General features: G+C 69.1%; 13 protein-coding genes and 2 rRNA genes (1 of these 15 only partly in view). 6 read left to right on the top strand and 9 right to left on the bottom strand.

What is annotated here, in order from left to right; translation table 11 throughout:
• The first annotated feature begins 25 nt into the window (after positions 1–25).
• Complete coding sequence (locus DEJ46_RS24600; protein ID WP_190622872.1) at positions 26–1,195, top strand: winged helix-turn-helix domain-containing protein; 1,170 nt, start codon at positions 26–28, stop codon at positions 1,193–1,195.
• A 41-nt stretch (positions 1,196–1,236) separates the two neighbouring features.
• Here the strand turns inward: DEJ46_RS24600 and DEJ46_RS24595 are convergent, their stop codons facing one another.
• From DEJ46_RS24595 to mtrA, 7 genes are all read right to left on the bottom strand, one after another.
• Positions 1,237–1,353 (bottom strand): LuxR C-terminal-related transcriptional regulator, encoded by a 117-nt coding sequence (locus DEJ46_RS24595; protein ID WP_411757834.1) that lies wholly within the window; start codon positions 1,351–1,353, stop codon positions 1,237–1,239.
• Between the two features lie 61 nt (positions 1,354–1,414).
• On the bottom strand, positions 1,415–2,182 hold the full coding sequence (locus DEJ46_RS24590) for a response regulator (RefSeq protein WP_150269705.1): 768 nt from the start codon (positions 2,180–2,182) through the stop codon (positions 1,415–1,417).
• Between the two features lie 215 nt (positions 2,183–2,397).
• Positions 2,398–3,078 carry a ribosome hibernation-promoting factor, HPF/YfiA family gene (gene hpf, locus DEJ46_RS24585; protein WP_055643172.1) on the bottom strand — a complete coding sequence of 227 codons (681 nt, stop codon included), beginning with the start codon at positions 3,076–3,078 and terminating at the stop codon, positions 2,398–2,400.
• A 294-nt stretch (positions 3,079–3,372) separates the two neighbouring features.
• Complete coding sequence (locus DEJ46_RS24580; protein ID WP_150269701.1) at positions 3,373–4,188, bottom strand: ComF family protein; 816 nt, start codon at positions 4,186–4,188, stop codon at positions 3,373–3,375.
• Positions 4,189–4,378: 190 nt separating this feature from the next.
• Positions 4,379–6,247, bottom strand: a complete 1,869-nt coding sequence (locus DEJ46_RS24575; protein ID WP_223835056.1) for an LpqB family beta-propeller domain-containing protein — start codon at positions 6,245–6,247, stop codon at positions 4,379–4,381.
• Entirely contained in the window at positions 6,237–8,252 is a 2,016-nt protein-coding gene (gene mtrB, locus DEJ46_RS24570) for an MtrAB system histidine kinase MtrB (protein ID WP_190622870.1), read from the bottom strand. The genes DEJ46_RS24575 and mtrB overlap by 11 nt, the downstream gene beginning before the upstream one ends.
• A 2-nt stretch (positions 8,253–8,254) precedes the next feature.
• Positions 8,255–8,932, bottom strand: a complete 678-nt coding sequence (gene mtrA, locus DEJ46_RS24565; protein WP_024758631.1) for a two-component system response regulator MtrA — start codon at positions 8,930–8,932, stop codon at positions 8,255–8,257.
• A 330-nt stretch (positions 8,933–9,262) separates the two neighbouring features.
• Here mtrA and DEJ46_RS24560 point away from each other — a divergent pair, with 330 nt between their 5' ends.
• Genes DEJ46_RS24560 through DEJ46_RS24540 form a run of 5 tightly spaced genes read left to right on the top strand, consistent with a single transcriptional unit; the run spans position 9,263 to position 14,679 of the window.
• Positions 9,263–10,477 (top strand): hypothetical protein, encoded by a 1,215-nt coding sequence (locus DEJ46_RS24560; RefSeq protein ID WP_150269697.1) that lies wholly within the window; start codon positions 9,263–9,265, stop codon positions 10,475–10,477.
• A gap of 4 nt (positions 10,478–10,481) precedes the next feature.
• Positions 10,482–11,174 (top strand): DUF4129 domain-containing protein, encoded by a 693-nt coding sequence (locus DEJ46_RS24555; RefSeq protein ID WP_150269695.1) that lies wholly within the window; start codon positions 10,482–10,484, stop codon positions 11,172–11,174.
• A complete protein-coding gene (locus DEJ46_RS24550; protein ID WP_150269693.1) occupies positions 11,171–12,376 on the top strand; it encodes a DUF4350 domain-containing protein in 1,206 nt (401 codons plus the stop codon). The genes DEJ46_RS24555 and DEJ46_RS24550 overlap by 4 nt, the downstream gene beginning before the upstream one ends.
• Positions 12,373–13,356, top strand: coding sequence for an AAA family ATPase (locus DEJ46_RS24545; RefSeq protein WP_150269691.1), 984 nt, complete (start codon positions 12,373–12,375; stop codon positions 13,354–13,356). The genes DEJ46_RS24550 and DEJ46_RS24545 overlap by 4 nt, the downstream gene beginning before the upstream one ends.
• 12 nt (positions 13,357–13,368) lie before the next feature.
• The gene (locus tag DEJ46_RS24540) at positions 13,369–14,679 is read left to right on the top strand and encodes a DUF58 domain-containing protein (RefSeq protein WP_150269689.1); all 1,311 of its coding nucleotides are present in this window, start codon (positions 13,369–13,371) and stop codon (positions 14,677–14,679) included.
• A 105-nt stretch (positions 14,680–14,784) separates the two neighbouring features.
• Here the strand turns inward: DEJ46_RS24540 and rrf are convergent.
• Positions 14,785–14,900 (bottom strand): 5S ribosomal RNA (gene rrf, locus DEJ46_RS24535).
• An 84-nt stretch (positions 14,901–14,984) separates the two neighbouring features.
• Positions 14,985–18,042: ribosomal RNA gene (locus DEJ46_RS24530) — 23S ribosomal RNA — on the bottom strand (it continues 61 nt past the right edge of the window).

Raw genomic sequence — 18,042 nt, 5'->3', positions numbered from 1 at the left:
AGTGCCGAGCTCTAGGGTGCGGATCATGACGACTGCGCCGCGCCCCGCCGCCGAACTCTCCGCCGACGAAGCCCGCCGGATCGCCCTGCGCGCCCAGGGGTTCCTGGGGGCGCCCGACCGCAGGGCCGGGGTCCGCGGGGTGCTGCGCGCCCTCGGTCAGGTCCAGCTCGACACGATCTCCGTCCTGGCCCGCTCGCACGAGCTCATCCCGTACGCGCGCCTGGGCGCCGTCGGCCGTACGACGGTCGAGGACGCCTACTGGACCGAGTCGCACGCCTTCGAGTACTGGTCGCACGCCGCCTGCATCCTGCCCGTCGAGGAGTGGCCGCACTTCGCCTTCCGCCGACGCGCCTACCGCGACCGCCCGCACTGGGGGCACGAGCTGTCCCCGGGGGCGTACGACAAGGTGATCGACCAGCTGCGGGACCGGGGGCCGCTGACGGCGACCGAACTGGGCGGCGCGAAGAACAAGGGCGAGTGGTGGGACTGGTCCGACTCCAAGATCGCCGTCGAGCGGGCGCTGATGCACGGCGAGGTCGTCGTCACGGAGCGGCGCAGCTGGAAGCGGGTGTACGACCTGGCCGAGCGGGCGATCCCGCAGGAGCTGCTCCACGACGACCTGGACGACACCGAGTGCGTGCGGCGCCTGGTCCGCCAGGCCGGCGAGGCGCTCGGTGTGGGCACCCGCGCGGACATCGCCGACTACCACCGGATCAGGGCCGAGCAGTTCGACGCGGTGGTCGAGGCCTCGGGTCTGGTGCCGGTGACGGTGGCGGGCTGGGGGAAGCCCGCCTGGGCGGACCCGGCGGCGCTGGCGACGGAGCCGCGCGGCCGGCACCGTACGACGCTGCTCTCGCCGTTCGACTCGCTGATCTGGGAGCGCCCCCGCACGGAGCGGATCTTCGGTTTCACGCACCGCCTGGAGGCGTACGTGCCGAAGCCGAAGCGGGTGCACGGCTACTTCGCGATGCCGGTCCTGGCCGGCGGCCGGCTGGTCGGCCGGGTGGACCCGGCGCGCGAGGGCGGCACCCTGGTCGCCCGGCAGGTCACCCTGGACGGCCCCAAGGCCGTACCGGCGGTGGCTCAGGCGCTGCGCGAGGCGGCCGAGTGGGTCGGCTGCGACGCGGTCTCCGTGGTCCCGGAGCGCATGAACCACCCGGAGCTCGCCCCGGACTTGGTACGGGCCCTGGGCTGACCCCACGAGCCCATCAGCGGTCCAGGGCGCCGACAGCGGCCCTAGCGGATCTCCAGGATCTTCTCCCGCATCGCGTAGACCACGGCCTCCATGCGGGAGTGGAGCTGGAGCTTCTCCAGGATGTTCCGCACGTGGTTCTTCACCGCGTTCTCGGAGATACTGCATCCCCCCGGGGGATAACCCCCGGACCCCCAGCAGCACCTCCCCCGTGCCGGAGCCTCAGCGGATCTCCAGGATCTTCTCCCGCATCGCGTAGACCACGGCCTCCATGCGGGAGTGGAGCTGGAGCTTCTCCAGGATGTTCCGCACGTGGTTCTTCACCGTGTTCTCGGAGATGAAGAGCTCCTTGGCGATGTCCCGGTTGTTCATGCCGGTCGCGACGAGCTTGAGGACCTCCAGCTCACGGTCCGTCAGCCGAGGCGCGGGCACGAGCCTGCGCTCGTCGGTGCGCTGGATCATCGACTTGAACTCGGTGAGGAGCTTGGACGCCATCGACGGACTGATCTGCGACTGCCCGTCGGCGACCGCGCGGATCGCCGTGGCGACCTCGTCGGTGGAGATCTCCTTGAGGAGGTAGCCGGTCGCCCCTGCCTTGATCGCGTCGTAGAGGTCGGCCTCCTCGTCGCTGATCGTCAGCATGATGATCTTCGCGCTGGGGGCCACCTCCTTGATCGAGGTGCACGCCTCGATGCCGCCGCGCCGGGGCATCCTCACGTCCATCAGGACGATGTCCGGCAGCAGATCGGCGGCCTTGTCGACCGCCTCGGCCCCGTCACCGGCCTCGCCGACGACCTGAATGTCCTCCTCCTGGGCGAGGACGATCTCCAGGCCTCGACGGAAGAGGGCGTGATCGTCCACGACAAGGACCCGAATCGGCTCCTTGCGACAGTCGGCACTGTCCGAATCCGATCCGTCCGGCGCGCTCTCCGGAGTGACTGCCCCAAAGGGCTCACGCCCCCTGAGCACCGGCCCGAAGCTGTCCGCCATCGTTCCTCCCCCTGAAGGCCGTGGCCTGAATTCGTTTCCGGTCCTCCAACCGCTGCTCGACGAGCACCGGTTGGCGTGCACGACATGATTTCATGCCCCGGCGGCGCGCGGGGTTACCCATGGGCGCGCGGGGGTGCCCCTGGGGGCGCGAACCGCGCTCCAGGGGCACCGTGTGGGACTCCTGAGGTGTTTGTGGGTGGTGCGGTGGCGGGCCGTCAGCCGCCGAGTGCACCGCCGGCGCCGCCGCCCTCGGCGAGCGGGTCGCTCTCCAGGTGGATGACGCCGTAGTCGTACGCGTGTCGCCGGTAGACGACGCTCGGCTGCTTGTTGTCCGAGTCGACGAACAGATAGAAGTCGTGGCCGACCAGCTCCATCTCGTAGAGCGCCTGGTCGAGCGTCATGGGGGCGGCCCGGTGGGTCTTCTCACGCACCACCAGCGGGCCTTCGCCCTGGACCTCGATCGAGCCCATCATCGTGGTGGGCACCTTGTCGGACTCGTCGGCGACCAGCTGGCCGTTTCCGTTGAGCTGGGCGGCGCCGGGCACCACGTCCCCGACCTCCGCTGCCGACAGCCTGCCGTTGCCACGGCGGGTGTATCGCTTGTCGTGCTGCTTGCGCAGCCGGGCCTCCAGCTTGTCGCTGGCGAGGTCGAGGGCTGCGTACGGGTCGCCTGCCGCCGCTTCGGCCCGGATCACCGGGCCTCGGGAGTGGAGGGTGATCTCCACGCGGTCCGACCGGTCGGCCTGCCGCGGGTTGTGCTCCTTGGACACCTCGACGTCGAGGCTGATCACCTTGCCGTCGAGCTTCTGGATCTTCTCCAGCTTCAGCTTCTCGGCCACGTGCTTGCGGAACCGCTCGGGCACCTCGGTCTTGCGGCCCTTGACGACGATGTCCACGCAGAACTCCGTTCCCGGATCGCCCTGATCGGCACCTTGGCCGCAGGGCATCTCCCTTTGCACCAGACTCCGGTGGTTACCGGAGCTCGGACTCGGCGACTTTCACCTCCTCCTCCCCAGTCGACAAGATCCCCACCCCATCGACACGAGGTTAATTCGCCCTGAACTCCTGTCCTGTAGGCGCAACCATGTATTCGGCGAGGCAGTGGCATTCGCCATTCCTCACAACCGAACATAGCCCCTTCGGACGGGTGTCGGCACCCGCTACCGCGACATACCTCCGATCGGGTGCTCTCACCTCTCACCACCTGCAACGATCCAAGTTCCCGGCGAGTTCCGGTTTATTTCGAACGAAGCGGGAGAGGATGCGATCACAGCCGCCCGCCGCTGTTCGAATCCGTGCTGCGCGGAACTCTCCTGCGATCTTTCCGTCATTGCCTGAGGTAATCCAGGAATGAACGGTCGGTGTACGGCTCCGAGTGCGCGCGCCGCCTCCGCGAGCGAGGCGCCCGTCGTCATCAGATCGTCCACGAGAACCACCCTTCCGGTCCCGAGCAGGCGCGCACCGCCCGGTACGACCTCCAGCGCCCCCGAGAGGTTCGCCAGCCGTCCGCGCGCTCCGAGACCCGCCTGGTCCGCCACGTACCGCCGTTGACGCAGCACGGGCACGACCCGCGCGGCCCGCCCGGCACGCCGCAGCCGGGCGGCCGCGGCCAGCGCGATCCGTCGCGTCGGATCGTGGCCACGCGCCCGCACGGAGCGCCGTGAGGACGGCATCGGTACAAGGAGCAGGGGCGGGGAGGCGGGGCCCGTGACGGGCCCGGCAGCGGCCGTCACGGCGGCGGCGAGCGCCCCGCCCAGGGGTCCGGCGAGCGCCAGCGCCCCACGTTCCTTGTGAGCGAGGAGGAGTTCCCGTACGGCGTCGGCGTACGGCGCGGCGGCATGGACCGCCGGCAGCCCCGCGGGTTCGGGCGCGGGCTGCACCCTGCGCGGTCCTGAGCCGGTCAGCGCGCCCGCGCACTCCGGGCACAGGACGGTGCGCGGCCTGCCGCAGCCTCCGCAGGCCACCGGCAGCACCAGCCCGGCGATCTCGCGCCACCACCCCCGCATGACTCCACTGTGCGCGCTCCCGCCGCCACGGACCACCCCTGTGGAAAACCGTCAGCCACCGCTCCCGGGGCCCGCCGCCCGGCCCCCGCACCGAGGCACACCGGCCCCGCACCGGAAACCCCGCCGAGCACCGGCCGGGCACCCCGAATCCGTCAGGTCGCAGCTCGACCCGACGATTTCGCCCGCTCCCCTACCCGGGGTAGACCGCCGAAGCGCCCGACTTGACCACCGACTGCCAGTTGGTGCCCGGAGCCAGCCGGACGATGCCGTCGTTCCCGGAATTCGCCACCACCGGCGCCCCGTCGCCGTTCGGCGCGGCGACCGAGGTCACCCCGTTCAGGCCGGGGAGCACCGAGCTCGCCGAGGTCGAGCCGTCCGTCTGGAGGTAGCGGATCTGCTGGACGCCGCCCGCCTCCTTGCCGACGACGACCAGACGGCTCGGCCCGGCCCAGGAGACGGCCGTGACCGACTCCATGCGCGGCGCGGCGGGCTGCAGGTCGACGACCGAAACCGCGGGCTCCGCGCCCTCCTTCTGCCGCTCGATCCGGCCGATCTGCAAGGTGGTGCGCTCCCCCTGCTTGACCAGCAGGGCGATCCGCACGCCGTCCGCCGAGACCCGCAGGGCCTCCACGCGCATGCCCTCCGTCAGCCACGGCGCACGGACCTCGACGGGTTCGCCGGAGCCGCCCGGCACCATCCACAGGTGCGCGTCGGCGGGGTTGCGGTCGGCGACCCAGAGGTCGCCCCGGCCGTCCCAGCTCGGCGCGGAGAGCCGGTCCGTGGGACGGACCGCCTTGCTCGACAGCACCGCCGGCAGCGGGTCCTGCTCCGTGGTGATCGAGGAGACGAACAGATCGCGTCCGCCCGACCCGACCCCGGCGGCCCGGGTCTCACCACGGTCGACGGCGACCGAGGTGAGCGGCGTCGTGCCGCTGCCGAACGGCCCCGGCACGACCCCTGCGGGCTCGTCGGTCTCCTTGCCCTGGACCGCCAGCATCTTCAGCTTGCCGTGCTCGTCGAGGAAGTACGGGTTCTCCTGCGGCGCGGTGTTGCGGACCGCCGCGAACTCCGCCGCCTGCTCCTTGCCCAGGCGGCACAGGGACTCCCCCTTCGGCTTCAGGAGCTCGACCTGCTCGACGCGTACGGAGGTCAGGTCGCCCAGTGTGAAGAGCAGCTGCGCCGCCATCCGCCGGCACGCCTCGCCGCTCACCAGCTCGGCCTTGGCGTTGAGCGGCACCTTCAGCGTGGACTGGTCGTCCGTCGCCAGCGAGGTGACACCCGCCTTCAGCTCCGTACCGGAGGGAAACTGCGAGTCGACGGCCGTCTTCAGCCAGTTCGTCGGCCCTTCGAGCAGCGCCTTGACGGTCTGCGTCACGGGATCCATCCGGGTGACCGGGTCCTGCCGCTGCCGGATGTAGACCGGGTCGGCCACGAGCCAGTCCTCCCGGGAGGCGAAGTAGTACTTGTTGACCGACCGGTAGTTGCGCAGGAAATCGGCCTCGCCGAGCACCAGACCGGACGGCAGGCTGTCGATGCGCCATTCCTTGCCCTTGCCGTCCTCGGAGGGCTGCTGCACGACGTGGATCGACTGGACGTACGCGGCGGGGCTGTGCGGCTGGTAGGCGTGGCGGGCGTCCACCGTCGCGATCTTGCGGCCGGAGAGCGGGTAGGCGCGGCCCTGGTTGTCCGGGTCGGCGTTCCGGTCGGCCTGTTCGCGGTCGGGCGCGGTGGTGAGCACCGTAATGCTCTGCTCCGGCTTCCAGGTCTTCGAGGCAGCGTCCGTCAGATACTTGCGGGCGGTGGCGAAACCGGGGTCGTCGCTGGTCATGGCCTCCAGGAAGCCGTCGACGATCTCGTCCGGGTCGGCGTTCTCCCGGGGGGCGACGGCATAGACCCGCACCTGCGAGTCACCGAGGTTCGCCCCCTTCACCGTCTCCACGTCACCGCTGTCGGGCATCGTCGCGCACCCGGTGACGACGAGCCCGCCGCACGCGGCCAGCACGATCGCCCGTGTGTTCCCGCCCCGCCCCGCGCGTCCCTGTCGGGAGTCAGCGCCCACGTGTCCCGTCCTCCCGCTCCGCGTTCCCGGTTCCCCCGGCCGTCGCCGTGCTCGCCCCGACGCCGTCACTCTCCGTCGCCGCTCGCGGCACCACTCTGGACCCGCTGCCGGGCAGGGCCGTCGGGTCGACGGTCGCCCTCGGCGCCGCGGGCAGCCTCGGCGGTACGGGGAGCGACGGCCTGTCTCCGGCGGGCTGCGCTGGAAGCGCCACGCGGCGCGTGCTCTCCTGTACGCGCCCGGCGGTCGCCTGTTCACGATTGCGCCGCGAGTCCTCGGGCTCCAGCGGGATCGGGGAGCCGCGCAGCGGTTCGTCCGCGGTCCTCGGCAGGGTCAGCCGGAACTGCGACCCGCCGCCGGGCTCGCCCCAGGCCTGCAGCCAGCCGCCGTGCAGCCGCGCGTCCTCCACGGCGATCGACAGTCCGAGGCCCGTACCGCCGGTGGTGCGCGCGCGGGCCGGGTCGGCGCGCCAGAAGCGGTTGAACACCCGGGTCGCCTCGCCCGGCTTGAGTCCGACGCCGTAGTCGCGGACGGCGACGGCGACGGCCCCGCCGGCGGCGGCGAGCTTCACCACCACGTCCCGTCCCTCACCGTGCTCGACGGCGTTGACGACGAGGTTGCGCAGCACCCGCTCGACCCGGCGGGCGTCCGCCTCGGCCACCACCGGCTGCTCGTCGCCGAGGACGACGATCCGGGTGCCCTTGCGCTCGGCGAGGGGTTCGGCGCCACCGATGACCCGGCGCACGACCTGGCGCAGGTCTATCGGCTCGGCCTCCAGGGCCGCCGCTCCCGCGTCGAAGCGGCTGATCTCCAGGAGGTCGGAGAGCAGCGACTCGAAACGGTCGAGCTGATCGCCGAGGAGCTCGGCGGCCCGTCCGGTGACGGGATCGAAGTCGACGCGGGCCTCGTGGATGACATCGGCGGCCATCCGGACCGTGGTCAGCGGGGTGCGCAGCTCGTGCGAGACGTCGGAGACGAACCGGCGCTGCATCCGCGACAGCTCCTCGAGCTGCTGGATCTTGAGCTGGAGGCTCTGGGCCATCTTGTTGAAGGCCTCGCCGAGGCGCGCGATGTCGTCCTCGCCGGTGACCTTCATCCGTTCCTGGAGGCGGCCGGCCGAGAGCCGCTCGGCGATCCCGGCGGCCATCCGGACGGGCGTCACGACCTGCCGGACCACGAACCAGGCGATGGCGCCGAGCAGCACGACGACGAACAGGCCGGCGGTCGCGAGGGTGCCCTTGACGAGGGTGAGCGAGTCCTCCTCCTGCGTCAGCGGGAAGAGGTAGTACAGCTCGTACGGGGTGCCATCGGCGTCGTTCAGCCGCTTGCCGATCACCAGCCCGGCCTCGGACGGTTCACCGCTGGTGTAGTAGATCCGGGTCGACTTCTGGAAGGTGTTCGAGCCCTGGGCGACGTGGAGCCTCAGGTCGGCGGGGATGCTCTTGGTGGGGTCGACCTCGCCGGAGGCGCGGGCGCCACGGCTCGCGGTGTCACCGGTGTCGAGGGAGAGCGCGACCACGTTGAAGGCGCTCTGGCCGCCACTGGCGAGTTGCTCGACGAGCGTGGAGCGCCAGTTCACGGACGCGCCGGTCCGGCCGCCGTCCTGCTGGCCGGGCGCCGACGAGGTGATCGCCGCCCGGTCCTGCGCGGCGGAGAACCCCCCGGCGGCCTGGCTCTGGGCGGCCTGCTCCTTGGCGTCGAGCAGCCCGTTGCGGACCTGGCCGATGACGACGAGGCCGAGCAGCAGCACCACGCCGAGGGACATCAGCAGGGTGCCCGCGACGACCCTCAGCTGAATGTTCCGGCGCCACAGCCGCACAGCGGGCAGCAGCGGTCGGCGGACCCAGCGGGCGAGGAGCCGGAACACCGGTCCCCCCGGTGCCCCGTCGCTGAGGAGCCGCCCGCCCAGCAGGCGGCCGAAACGCGGGCCCCCCCGCCCCGGTCCGGCAGCCCGCCCCGTACGGTCTCCCGGGTCCCCGGGCTTCGGAGCAGTACTGCCTGTAGTCATTGTCAGCTCGGTCCCGCCTTGTAACCGACACCACGGACGGTCACCACGATCTCCGGGCGCTCGGGGTCCTTCTCGACCTTCGAGCGCAGCCGCTGGACGTGCACGTTCACCAGCCGGGTGTCGGCCGCGTGCCGGTAGCCCCAGACCTGCTCCAGCAGGACCTCACGGGTGAAGACCTGCCACGGCTTGCGCGCCAGTGCGACCAGCAGGTCGAACTCGAGCGGGGTCAGGGCGATGGACTGCCCCTCCCGCTTCACGGAGTGCCCGGCCACGTCGATGACCAGGTCACCGATGGTGAGCTGCTCCGGCGCCGGCTCCTCGGACCTCCGCAGCCGCGCCCGGATACGGGCGACGAGCTCCTTCGGCTTGAACGGCTTGACGATGTAGTCGTCGGCCCCGGACTCCAGGCCCACCACAACGTCGACAGTGTCACTCTTCGCGGTGAGCATGACGATCGGCACACCCGACTCGGCCCTGATGAGCCTGCACACCTCGATGCCGTCCCTTCCGGGCAGCATCAGGTCCAGCAGCACCAGGTCCGGCTTGGCCTCCCGAAAAGCGGCAAGCGCCTTGTCACCGTCCGCGACGAACGACGGATCGAACCCTTCACCCCGCAGCACAATCCCGAGCATCTCGGCCAGTGCGGTGTCGTCGTCGACGACAAGAACGCGTCCCTTCATATCGACATCATCCCATTAGCCAATCGTTACCTGCCGTGACCTGTCCCACAGCGTCTCCCCCAGCCCGGGCCGCGACCTCGTGGATCGCGCTCCTCTCGGCCCGCCGTCGCACGGATCGCGCGTCCTGGTCGGGCATTCGCACAGTGTGCCGCCTACCGCCCGGACAATGAAGGTCCGGACAAAGGTACGAACGAGACTGCCGCTCCCGCCCACGGATGGCCCCCACGTGGCACGATGGCACCCGGCCCGCCGCCGTGTCCGGTGTCGGCCGCCGTGACCGAGCCGGTTCGCCGATCCGGCACCGCGACCATTTCCCGAGGTGGACGAACCGTGAACGACACTCCGGGCTGGACCTCGCCCGGATCCGCCCCCTCCGACGGCCAGGACGGCTCCGGGATCCCCCGGCCCACCACCCCCGCCGACGCGAACGGTTCCGCCCCTCAGTGGTCCAAGGACCAGCCGCCCGCCGGCCGCTGGACCCCGCCCACCGGCCAGACGCCACCCCCGGCCCCCGGCCAGAACTGGGGGGCTCCGCCTCCGAACGCGCACTGGGGCAAGCCGCCGGCCGCGAAGCCGGGCGTGATCCCGCTCCGCCCCCTCGGCCTGGGCGAGATCCTCGACGGCTCGGTGAAGACACTCCGCACCTACTGGCGCACGGTGCTGTCCTTCTCGGTCATGGTCTCGGTGATCTCCCAGGTCGCCAGCATCCTGGCCGAGCGGTATCTCGTCCCGAAGACACCGGCGCTCAGCCCTGACGCGACACCCGCCGAGCAGCTGGAGCAGTCGGTCCAGTCCGCCCAGGACTCCATGATCGGCCTCGGCCCCGCCCTGATCGTCACGCTGATGGCCTCCGTCGTCTGCGCCGCCCTGCTGACCGTCGTCATCAGCCGCGCGGTCCTGGGCCGCCCCGTCTCGCTCGGCGAGGCCTGGCGCGAGGCCCGCCCGCGCCTGCTCCAGCTCATCGGACTCACTCTGCTGATGGCGGCCATGAGCGCCGGCATCATGCTCGCCGGTCTGCTGCCCGGTCTCCTGATCGGCGGCGCCCCGGGCGTGGCCCTGATCGTGCTCCTCGGGCTCGGCGCCACGGTGGCGGCGATCTGGCTGGTGATCCGCTTCAGCCTCGCCTCCCCGGCCCTGATGCTGGAGCGCCAGGGCGTCATGACGTCGCTGAAGCGCTCGGCCAAGCTCGTGCAGGGCTCGTGGTGGCGGATCTTCGGCATCACGATCCTGACCCAGCTGCTGATCTTCGTCTTTGCCATGATCATCGCGATCCCGTTCACCATCGTCGCCATCGCGGTCGACGGCGACGGCTTCTCCGGAATCCTCACCGGCTCCGCCCCCACCTTCGGCTGGACCTTCCTGATCATCACCGGCATCGGCGGCGTCCTCACCAGCGCGGTCACCTACCCGATCTCGGCCGGCGTCACGGTCCTCCTCTACGTGGACCAGCGCATCCGCCGCGAAGCGCTGGACCTCGAACTGGCCCGGGCCGCCGGCCTCCCCGGCTACGGCCCCACTCCCGGCGACGAGACCGTCGGGGGCTGATGCCGTGACGGTCCCGGGGGGAACGACCGCACCACTCACGCTCCAGCGCGCCGACGGCGACGTACCGGTGGACATCTCCCGCATCCCCGCCCGCGAGGCGGCGGAGCGGGAGCTGTCCGAGCCGATGTACCACCAGAACGATCCGAACCTCCTCCAGCGCGGGCTCGACCGCTTCTGGGAGTGGGTCGACGACCTCTTCAGCGCGGCCTCCGGGGCCACCCCGGGCGGCGGCGTCGGCCTCGTCGCCATCGTCCTGATCGTCATCGCCCTCGTCGCCGCCCTGTGGTGGCGACTCGGCACCCCCCACCGCTCACCGGCCACCACCGGCGACTCCCTCTTCGCCGACGGCCCCCGCACCGCCGACGAACACCGCGCGGCCGCCGCCCGCCACGCCACCGCCGGCGACTGGAACCAAGCCGTCCAGGAACGGATGCGGGCCATCGTCCGCTCCCTCGAGGAGCGCGTCCTGCTCGACCCCCGCCCCGGCCGCACCGCCGACGAGGCCGCCGCCGAGGCCGGCCGCTCGCTCCCGTCCCACGCGGACGACCTGCGCCTCGCCGCCCGCGCCTTCGACGACGTGACATACGGCGGCCGCACCGCCGACGAGCCCGCGTACCGCCGCATCGAGGAACTGGACACCGCCCTGCAGCGGACCCGGCCCGCCCTCGACACCGCTTCCCCAGGGGCGCCCTCATGAGCCGACCGGCCGCCGAGTCCACCTCGACCGCCCCGTCCGCCCGCCAGATCTGGACCCGCGTCCGTGGCGCCGCCCTCGTCCTCGCCCTGATCCTCATCGGCGGCATCGCTCTCGCGACGATCCGCTCCACCGAATCCCACGGCGCCCTCGACCCCCGCTCCGCCGACCCCACCGGCAGCCGCGCCGTAGCCGAACTGCTCAGGGACAGCGGCGTCACGGTCACCACAGCCACCACCCTCGACGAGGCGACAGCAGCCACGGACGCCCGCACCACACTCCTCGTCACCACACCCGACCTTCTGACGGAGACCCAACAGGCCACCCTGCGCGCCACGATGACCCGGTCGGACACCCGCACGGTCCTCGTCGGCGCCGGTCACGCCTCCCTCCCCACCCTGGCTCCGGAAGTCACCAACGCCGCCGACACCCCGGTGACGAACCGCGCCCCCGCCTGCACCCTGCCCGCCGCCACCCGCGCCGGCAGCGCCGAACTCGGCGGCGAGCGCTACGTCATCACCCCCGGCACCGAGGCCGACACCTGCTACCCCGCCGACGGCAAGCCGACCCTGGTCCGCCTCCCCAACAGCACCGGCACCGCCGACACCGTCCTCCTCGGCTCGCCCGACATCCTCTACAACAACCGTCTCGACCAGCAGGGCAACGCCTCGCTCGCCCTGCAACTCCTCGGCTCCCGGCCCCATCTCGTCTGGTACCTCCCCTCTCTCGCCGACGCCTCGGCCACCGCCGACACCCCCGCCGGCGACACCACGGACAACTTCCTCTCGCTCATCCCCTCCGGCTGGCTGTGGGGCACGCTCCAACTCGCCGTCGCCGCCCTGCTCGCCGCCATCTGGCGCGGCCGCCGCCTCGGCCCCCTGGTGACAGAACGCCTCCCCGTCGCCGTCCGCGCCTCAGAGAGCACCGAGGGCCGCGCCCGCCTCTACCGCAAGACGGACGCCCGCGACCGCGCCGCCACCGTTCTCCGCACGGCGACCCGAACCCGCATCGCCCCTCTCCTGGGCGTCGCCGTCCAGGACGCCCACTCCCCCGAGCGCCTGCTCCCCGCGCTCTCCGCCCGTCTCCCCGAGACCACCGCGGACCCTCGAACCCTCCTCTTCGGCCCGGCTCCCGCCGACGACGCCACCCTCATCCGCCTGGCGGACCAACTCGACGCCCTCGAAAGAGAGGTACGCACCTCATGAGCGCCCCGACCCCCGAGACCGCTACGGACTCGGACAGCGCCCGCGCCTCCTTGGAGGCCCTGCGCGCCGAGATCGCGAAGGCCGTGGTCGGCCAGGACCCCGCCGTCACCGGTCTCGTCGTCGCCCTGCTCTGCCGGGGACACGTCCTCCTCGAAGGCGTCCCCGGAGTGGCCAAGACCCTCTTGGTCCGCTCGCTCGCTGCCGCCCTCGAACTCGACACCAAGCGCGTCCAGTTCACCCCCGACCTCATGCCGAGCGACGTCACCGGCTCCCTGGTCTACGACGCCCGGACCGCAGAGTTCTCCTTCCAGCCCGGCCCGGTCTTCACCAACCTGCTGCTCGCCGACGAGATCAACCGCACGCCCCCGAAGACCCAGTCCTCACTCCTCGAGGCGATGGAGGAGCGTCAGGTCACCGTCGACGGCACCCCGCGCGCCCTCCCGGAACCCTTCCTGGTCGCCGCGACCCAGAACCCTGTCGAATACGAGGGCACCTACCCTCTCCCCGAGGCCCAACTGGACCGCTTCCTCCTGAAGCTGACGGTCCCTCTGCCCTCACGCACCGACGAGATCCAGGTCCTCACCCGGCACGCCGATGGCTTCGACCCCCGCGATCTGAAGGCTGCCGGCGTCCGCCCGGTCGCGGGCCCCGCCGAACTCGAAGCCGCCCGGGCCGCCGTGGCCAAGGTCGCGGTCTCCCCCGAGATCGCCAGCTATGTCGTCGATATCTGTCGTGCCACGCGTGAATCCCCCTCACTCACGCTCGGGGTCTCCCCCCGAGGCGCCACCGCCCTGCTCTCCACCGCCCGCGCCTGGGCCTGGCTCACCGGCCGGGACTACGTCACCCCCGACGACGTGAAGGCCCTCGCACTCCCCACCCTGCGTCATCGCATCCACCTGCGGCCCGAGGCCGAGATGGAGGGAGTCACCGGTGACTCCGTCATCAATTCGATCCTCGCCCACGTCCCCGTCCCCCGCTGAGAACGGCGCCCCATGGCCCTCACCGGACGAACCGCGCTGCTCGCCGCCCTCGGATCGCTCCCCGTCGGCATCCTCGCCCCCAGCTGGGCGGGGATGCTCGCGGTGAACGCGCCCCTCTCACTAGCAATTCTGTGCGACTACGCCATGGCCGCGCCAGTAAGAACGCTCCAGTTCACTCGAAGCGGTGACACATCCGTTCGACTCGGTGACGCGGCAGAAGTCCAGCTCACGGTCACCAACCCGTCCCGCCGCCGCCTCCGCGCCCACCTCCGCGACGCCTGGCCGCCCAGCAGCTGGCTCCCCGGCACCGAGCAGGCGGCGTCCCGTCACCAGCTCACGGTCCCCGCCGGCGAGCGCCGCCGCCTCACCACCAGACTCCGCCCCACGCGCCGCGGCGACCGCCGAGCGGAACGGATCACCGTCCGCTCGTACGGCCCCCTGGGCCTCGCCGCCCGACAGGGCAACCACGAGGTGCCCTGGACCGTCCGCGTCCTGCCGCCCTTCACCAGCCGCAAGCACCTGCCGTCCCGCCTGGCCCGCCTCCGCGAGATGGACGGCCGCACCAGCGTGCTGACCCGCGGCGAGGGCACCGAGTTCGACAGCCTCCGCGAGTACGTCCCCGGTGACGACACCCGCTCGATCGACTGGCGCGCCACAGCACGCCAGACCGCGGTCGCCGTCCGCACCTGGCGCCCCGAGCGCGACCGCCACATCCTCATCGTCCTCGACACGGGCCGCACCTCGGCCGGCCGTGTCGGCGACGTCCCCCGGCTGGACGCCGCGATGGACGCAGCGCTTCTCCTCACCGCCCTGGCCTCCCGAGCCGGTGACCGCGTGGACCTCGTGGCCTACGACCGCCGCCTCCGCGCCCAGGTCCAGGGCCGATCCGCGGGCGACGTTCTGCCCGCTATGGTCAACGCCCTCGCCCCGCTCGAACCGGAGCTCGTCGAGACGGACGCCCGCGGCCTCGCCGCCACGGCCCCGTCACGTGCCCCGCGCCGCTCTCTCGTCGTCCTCCTGACGGCCCTGGACGCGGCCCCGATCGAGGAGGGCCTCCTCCCGGTGCTGCCGCAGCTCACGCAGCGCCACACGGTTCTGGTGGCCTCCGTCGCCGATCCCCATACCGCCGTCATGGCAGGAGCCCGCGGCACGATCGAAGCTGTCTATGAAGCCGCCGCCACCACCCAGACGCAGTCACAGCGTGCCCGTACGGCGGACCAGCTCCGCCGCCACGGCGTCACCGTCGTCGACGCCTCTCCCGACACCCTCGCTCCCGCCCTGGCCGACGCCTACCTCGCCCTGAAAGCAGCCGGCCGCCTCTGACCCATGGCCTTATATCCGTCTCCCGGCCAACCCTCCGAAGGGGATCCGGCCCGTAAACGCAGAAAAGCCCCGCACCATAAGGTGCGGGGCTTTCCCACAATGATTGTTCGGCGGCGTCCTACTCTCCCACAGGGTCCCCCTGCAGTACCATCGGCGCTGAAAGGCTTAGCTTCCGGGTTCGGAATGTAACCGGGCGTTTCCCTAACGCTATGACCACCGAAACTCTATGAAGATATGAACCGCCGCACCACCCAAAGGGGGGCGTGTTCGTTACTTCAGAACTAACACAGTGGACGCGAGCAACTGAGGACAAGCCCTCGGCCTATTAGTACCGGTCAGCTCCACCCATTACTGGGCTTCCACATCCGGCCTATCAACCCAGTGGTCTACTGGGAGCCTTACCCTCTCAAGGAGGTGGGAATACTCATCTTGAAGCAGGCTTCCCGCTTAGATGCTTTCAGCGGTTATCCCTCCCGAACGTAGCCAACCAGCCATGCCCTTGGCAGGACAACTGGCACACCAGAGGTTCGTCCGTCCCGGTCCTCTCGTACTAGGGACAGCCCTTCTCAATATTCCTACGCGCACAGCGGATAGAGACCGAACTGTCTCACGACGTTCTAAACCCAGCTCGCGTACCGCTTTAATGGGCGAACAGCCCAACCCTTGGGACCGACTCCAGCCCCAGGATGCGACGAGCCGACATCGAGGTGCCAAACCATCCCGTCGATATGGACTCTTGGGGAAGATCAGCCTGTTATCCCCGGGGTACCTTTTATCCGTTGAGCGACGGCGCTTCCACAAGCCACCGCCGGATCACTAGTCCCGACTTTCGTCCCTGCTCGACCCGTCGGTCTCACAGTCAAGCTCCCTTGTGCACTTACACTCAACACCTGATTGCCAACCAGGCTGAGGGAACCTTTGGGCGCCTCCGTTACCCTTTGGGAGGCAACCGCCCCAGTTAAACTACCCATCAGACACTGTCCCTGATCCGGATCACGGACCGAGGTTAGACATCCAGCACGACCAGAGTGGTATTTCAACGGCGACTCCACCATGACTGGCGTCACGGCTTCAAAGTCTCCCACCTATCCTACACAAGCCGAACCGAACACCAATATCAAACTGTAGTAAAGGTCCCGGGGTCTTTTCGTCCTGCTGCGCGAAACGAGCATCTTTACTCGTAGTGCAATTTCACCGGGCCTATGGTTGAGACAGTCGAGAAGTCGTTACGCCATTCGTGCAGGTCGGAACTTACCCGACAAGGAATTTCGCTACCTTAGGATGGTTATAGTTACCACCGCCGTTTACTGGCGCTTAAGTTCTCAGCTTCGCCACACCGAAATGTGACTAACCGGTCCCCTTAACGTTCCAGCACCGGGCAGGCGTCAGTCCGTATACATCGCCTTACGGCTTCGCACGGACCTGTGTTTTTAGTAAACAGTCGCTTCTCGCTGGTCTCTGCGGCCACCCCCAGCTCAAGGAGCAAGTCCTATCACCGGTGATGGCCCCCCTTCTCCCGAAGTTACGGGGGCATTTTGCCGAGTTCCTTAACCATAGTTCACCCGAACGCCTCGGTATTCTCTACCTGACTACCTGAGTCGGTTTAGGGTACGGGCCGCCATGAAACTCGCTAGAGGCTTTTCTCGACAGCATAGGATCATCCACTTCACCACAATCGGCTCGGCATCAGGTCTCAGGCTTAATGCGTGACGGATTTGCCTATCACACGCCCTACACCCTTACCCCGGGACTACCACCGCCCGGGCTGGACTACCTTCCTGCGTCACCCCATCGCTTACCTACTACCACCTTGGGTCGACGGCTCCACCACTTTCCTTTCCCCGAAGGGTCCGGAACGGCTTCACGGCCTTAGCATTAATGGGCTCGATATTGGGCGTTTCAAAGCGGGTACCGGAATATCAACCGGTTGTCCATCGACTACGCCTGTCGGCCTCGCCTTAGGTCCCGACTTACCCTGGGCAGATCAGCTTGACCCAGGAACCCTTAGTCAATCGGCGCACACGTTTCTCACGTGTGTATCGCTACTCATGCCTGCATTCTCACTCGTGAACCGTCCACAACTCGCTTCCGCGGCTGCTTCACCCGGCACACGACGCTCCCCTACCCATCACAGCGGGCGTTGGCCCTATTGCTGCAATGACACGACTTCGGCGGTACGCTTGAGCCCCGCTACATTGTCGGCGCGGAATCACTTGACCAGTGAGCTATTACGCACTCTTTCAAGGGTGGCTGCTTCTAAGCCAACCTCCTGGTTGTCTCTGCGACTCCACATCCTTTCCCACTTAGCGTACGCTTAGGGGCCTTAGTCGATGCTCTGGGCTGTTTCCCTCTCGACCATGGAGCTTATCCCCCACAGTCTCACTGCCGTGCTCTCACTTACCGGCATTCGGAGTTTGGCTAAGGTCAGTAACCCGGTAGGGCCCATCGCCTATCCAGTGCTCTACCTCCGGCAAGAAACACACGACGCTGCACCTAAATGCATTTCGGGGAGAACCAGCTATCACGGAGTTTGATTGGCCTTTCACCCCTAACCACAGGTCATCCCCCAGGTTTTCAACCCTGGTGGGTTCGGTCCTCCACGAAGTCTTACCTCCGCTTCAACCTGCCCATGGCTAGATCACTCCGCTTCGGGTCTTGAGCGCGCTACTAAATCGCCCTATTCGGACTCGCTTTCGCTACGGCTTCCCCACACGGGTTAACCTCGCAACACACCGCAAACTCGCAGGCTCATTCTTCAAAAGGCACGCAGTCACGAGACATAGCAAGCTATGTCCGACGCTCCCACGGCTTGTAGGCACACGGTTTCAGGTACTATTTCACTCCGCTCCCGCGGTACTTTTCACCATTCCCTCACGGTACTATCCGCTATCGGTCACCAGGGAATATTTAGGCTTAGCGGGTGGTCCCGCCAGATTCACACGGGATTTCTCGGGCCCCGTGCTACTTGGGTGTCTCTCAAACGAGCCGTCAATGTTTCAGCTACGGGGGTCTTACCCTCTACGCCGGACCTTTCGCATGTCCTTCGCCTACATCAACGGTTTCTGACTCGTCTCACAGCCGGCAGACTGTGAAAGAGAGATCCCACAACCCCGCATGCGCAACCCCTGCCGGGTATCACACGCATACGGTTTGGCCTCATCCGGTTTCGCTCGCCACTACTCCCGGAATCACGGTTGTTTTCTCTTCCTGAGGGTACTGAGATGTTTCACTTCCCCTCGTTCCCTCCACATGCCCTATGTGTTCAGGCATGGGTGACAGCCCATGACGACTGCCGGGTTTCCCCATTCGGAAACCCCCGGATCAAAGCCTGGTTGACGGCTCCCCGGGGACTATCGTGGCCTC

The sequence above is a fragment of the Streptomyces venezuelae genome (assembly GCF_008642375.1).
GTDB lineage: Bacteria > Actinomycetota > Actinomycetes > Streptomycetales > Streptomycetaceae > Streptomyces > Streptomyces venezuelae_G.
Note: the sequence above shows the minus strand (reverse complement) of the source record. Positions and strands in the feature narration are given on the sequence as shown.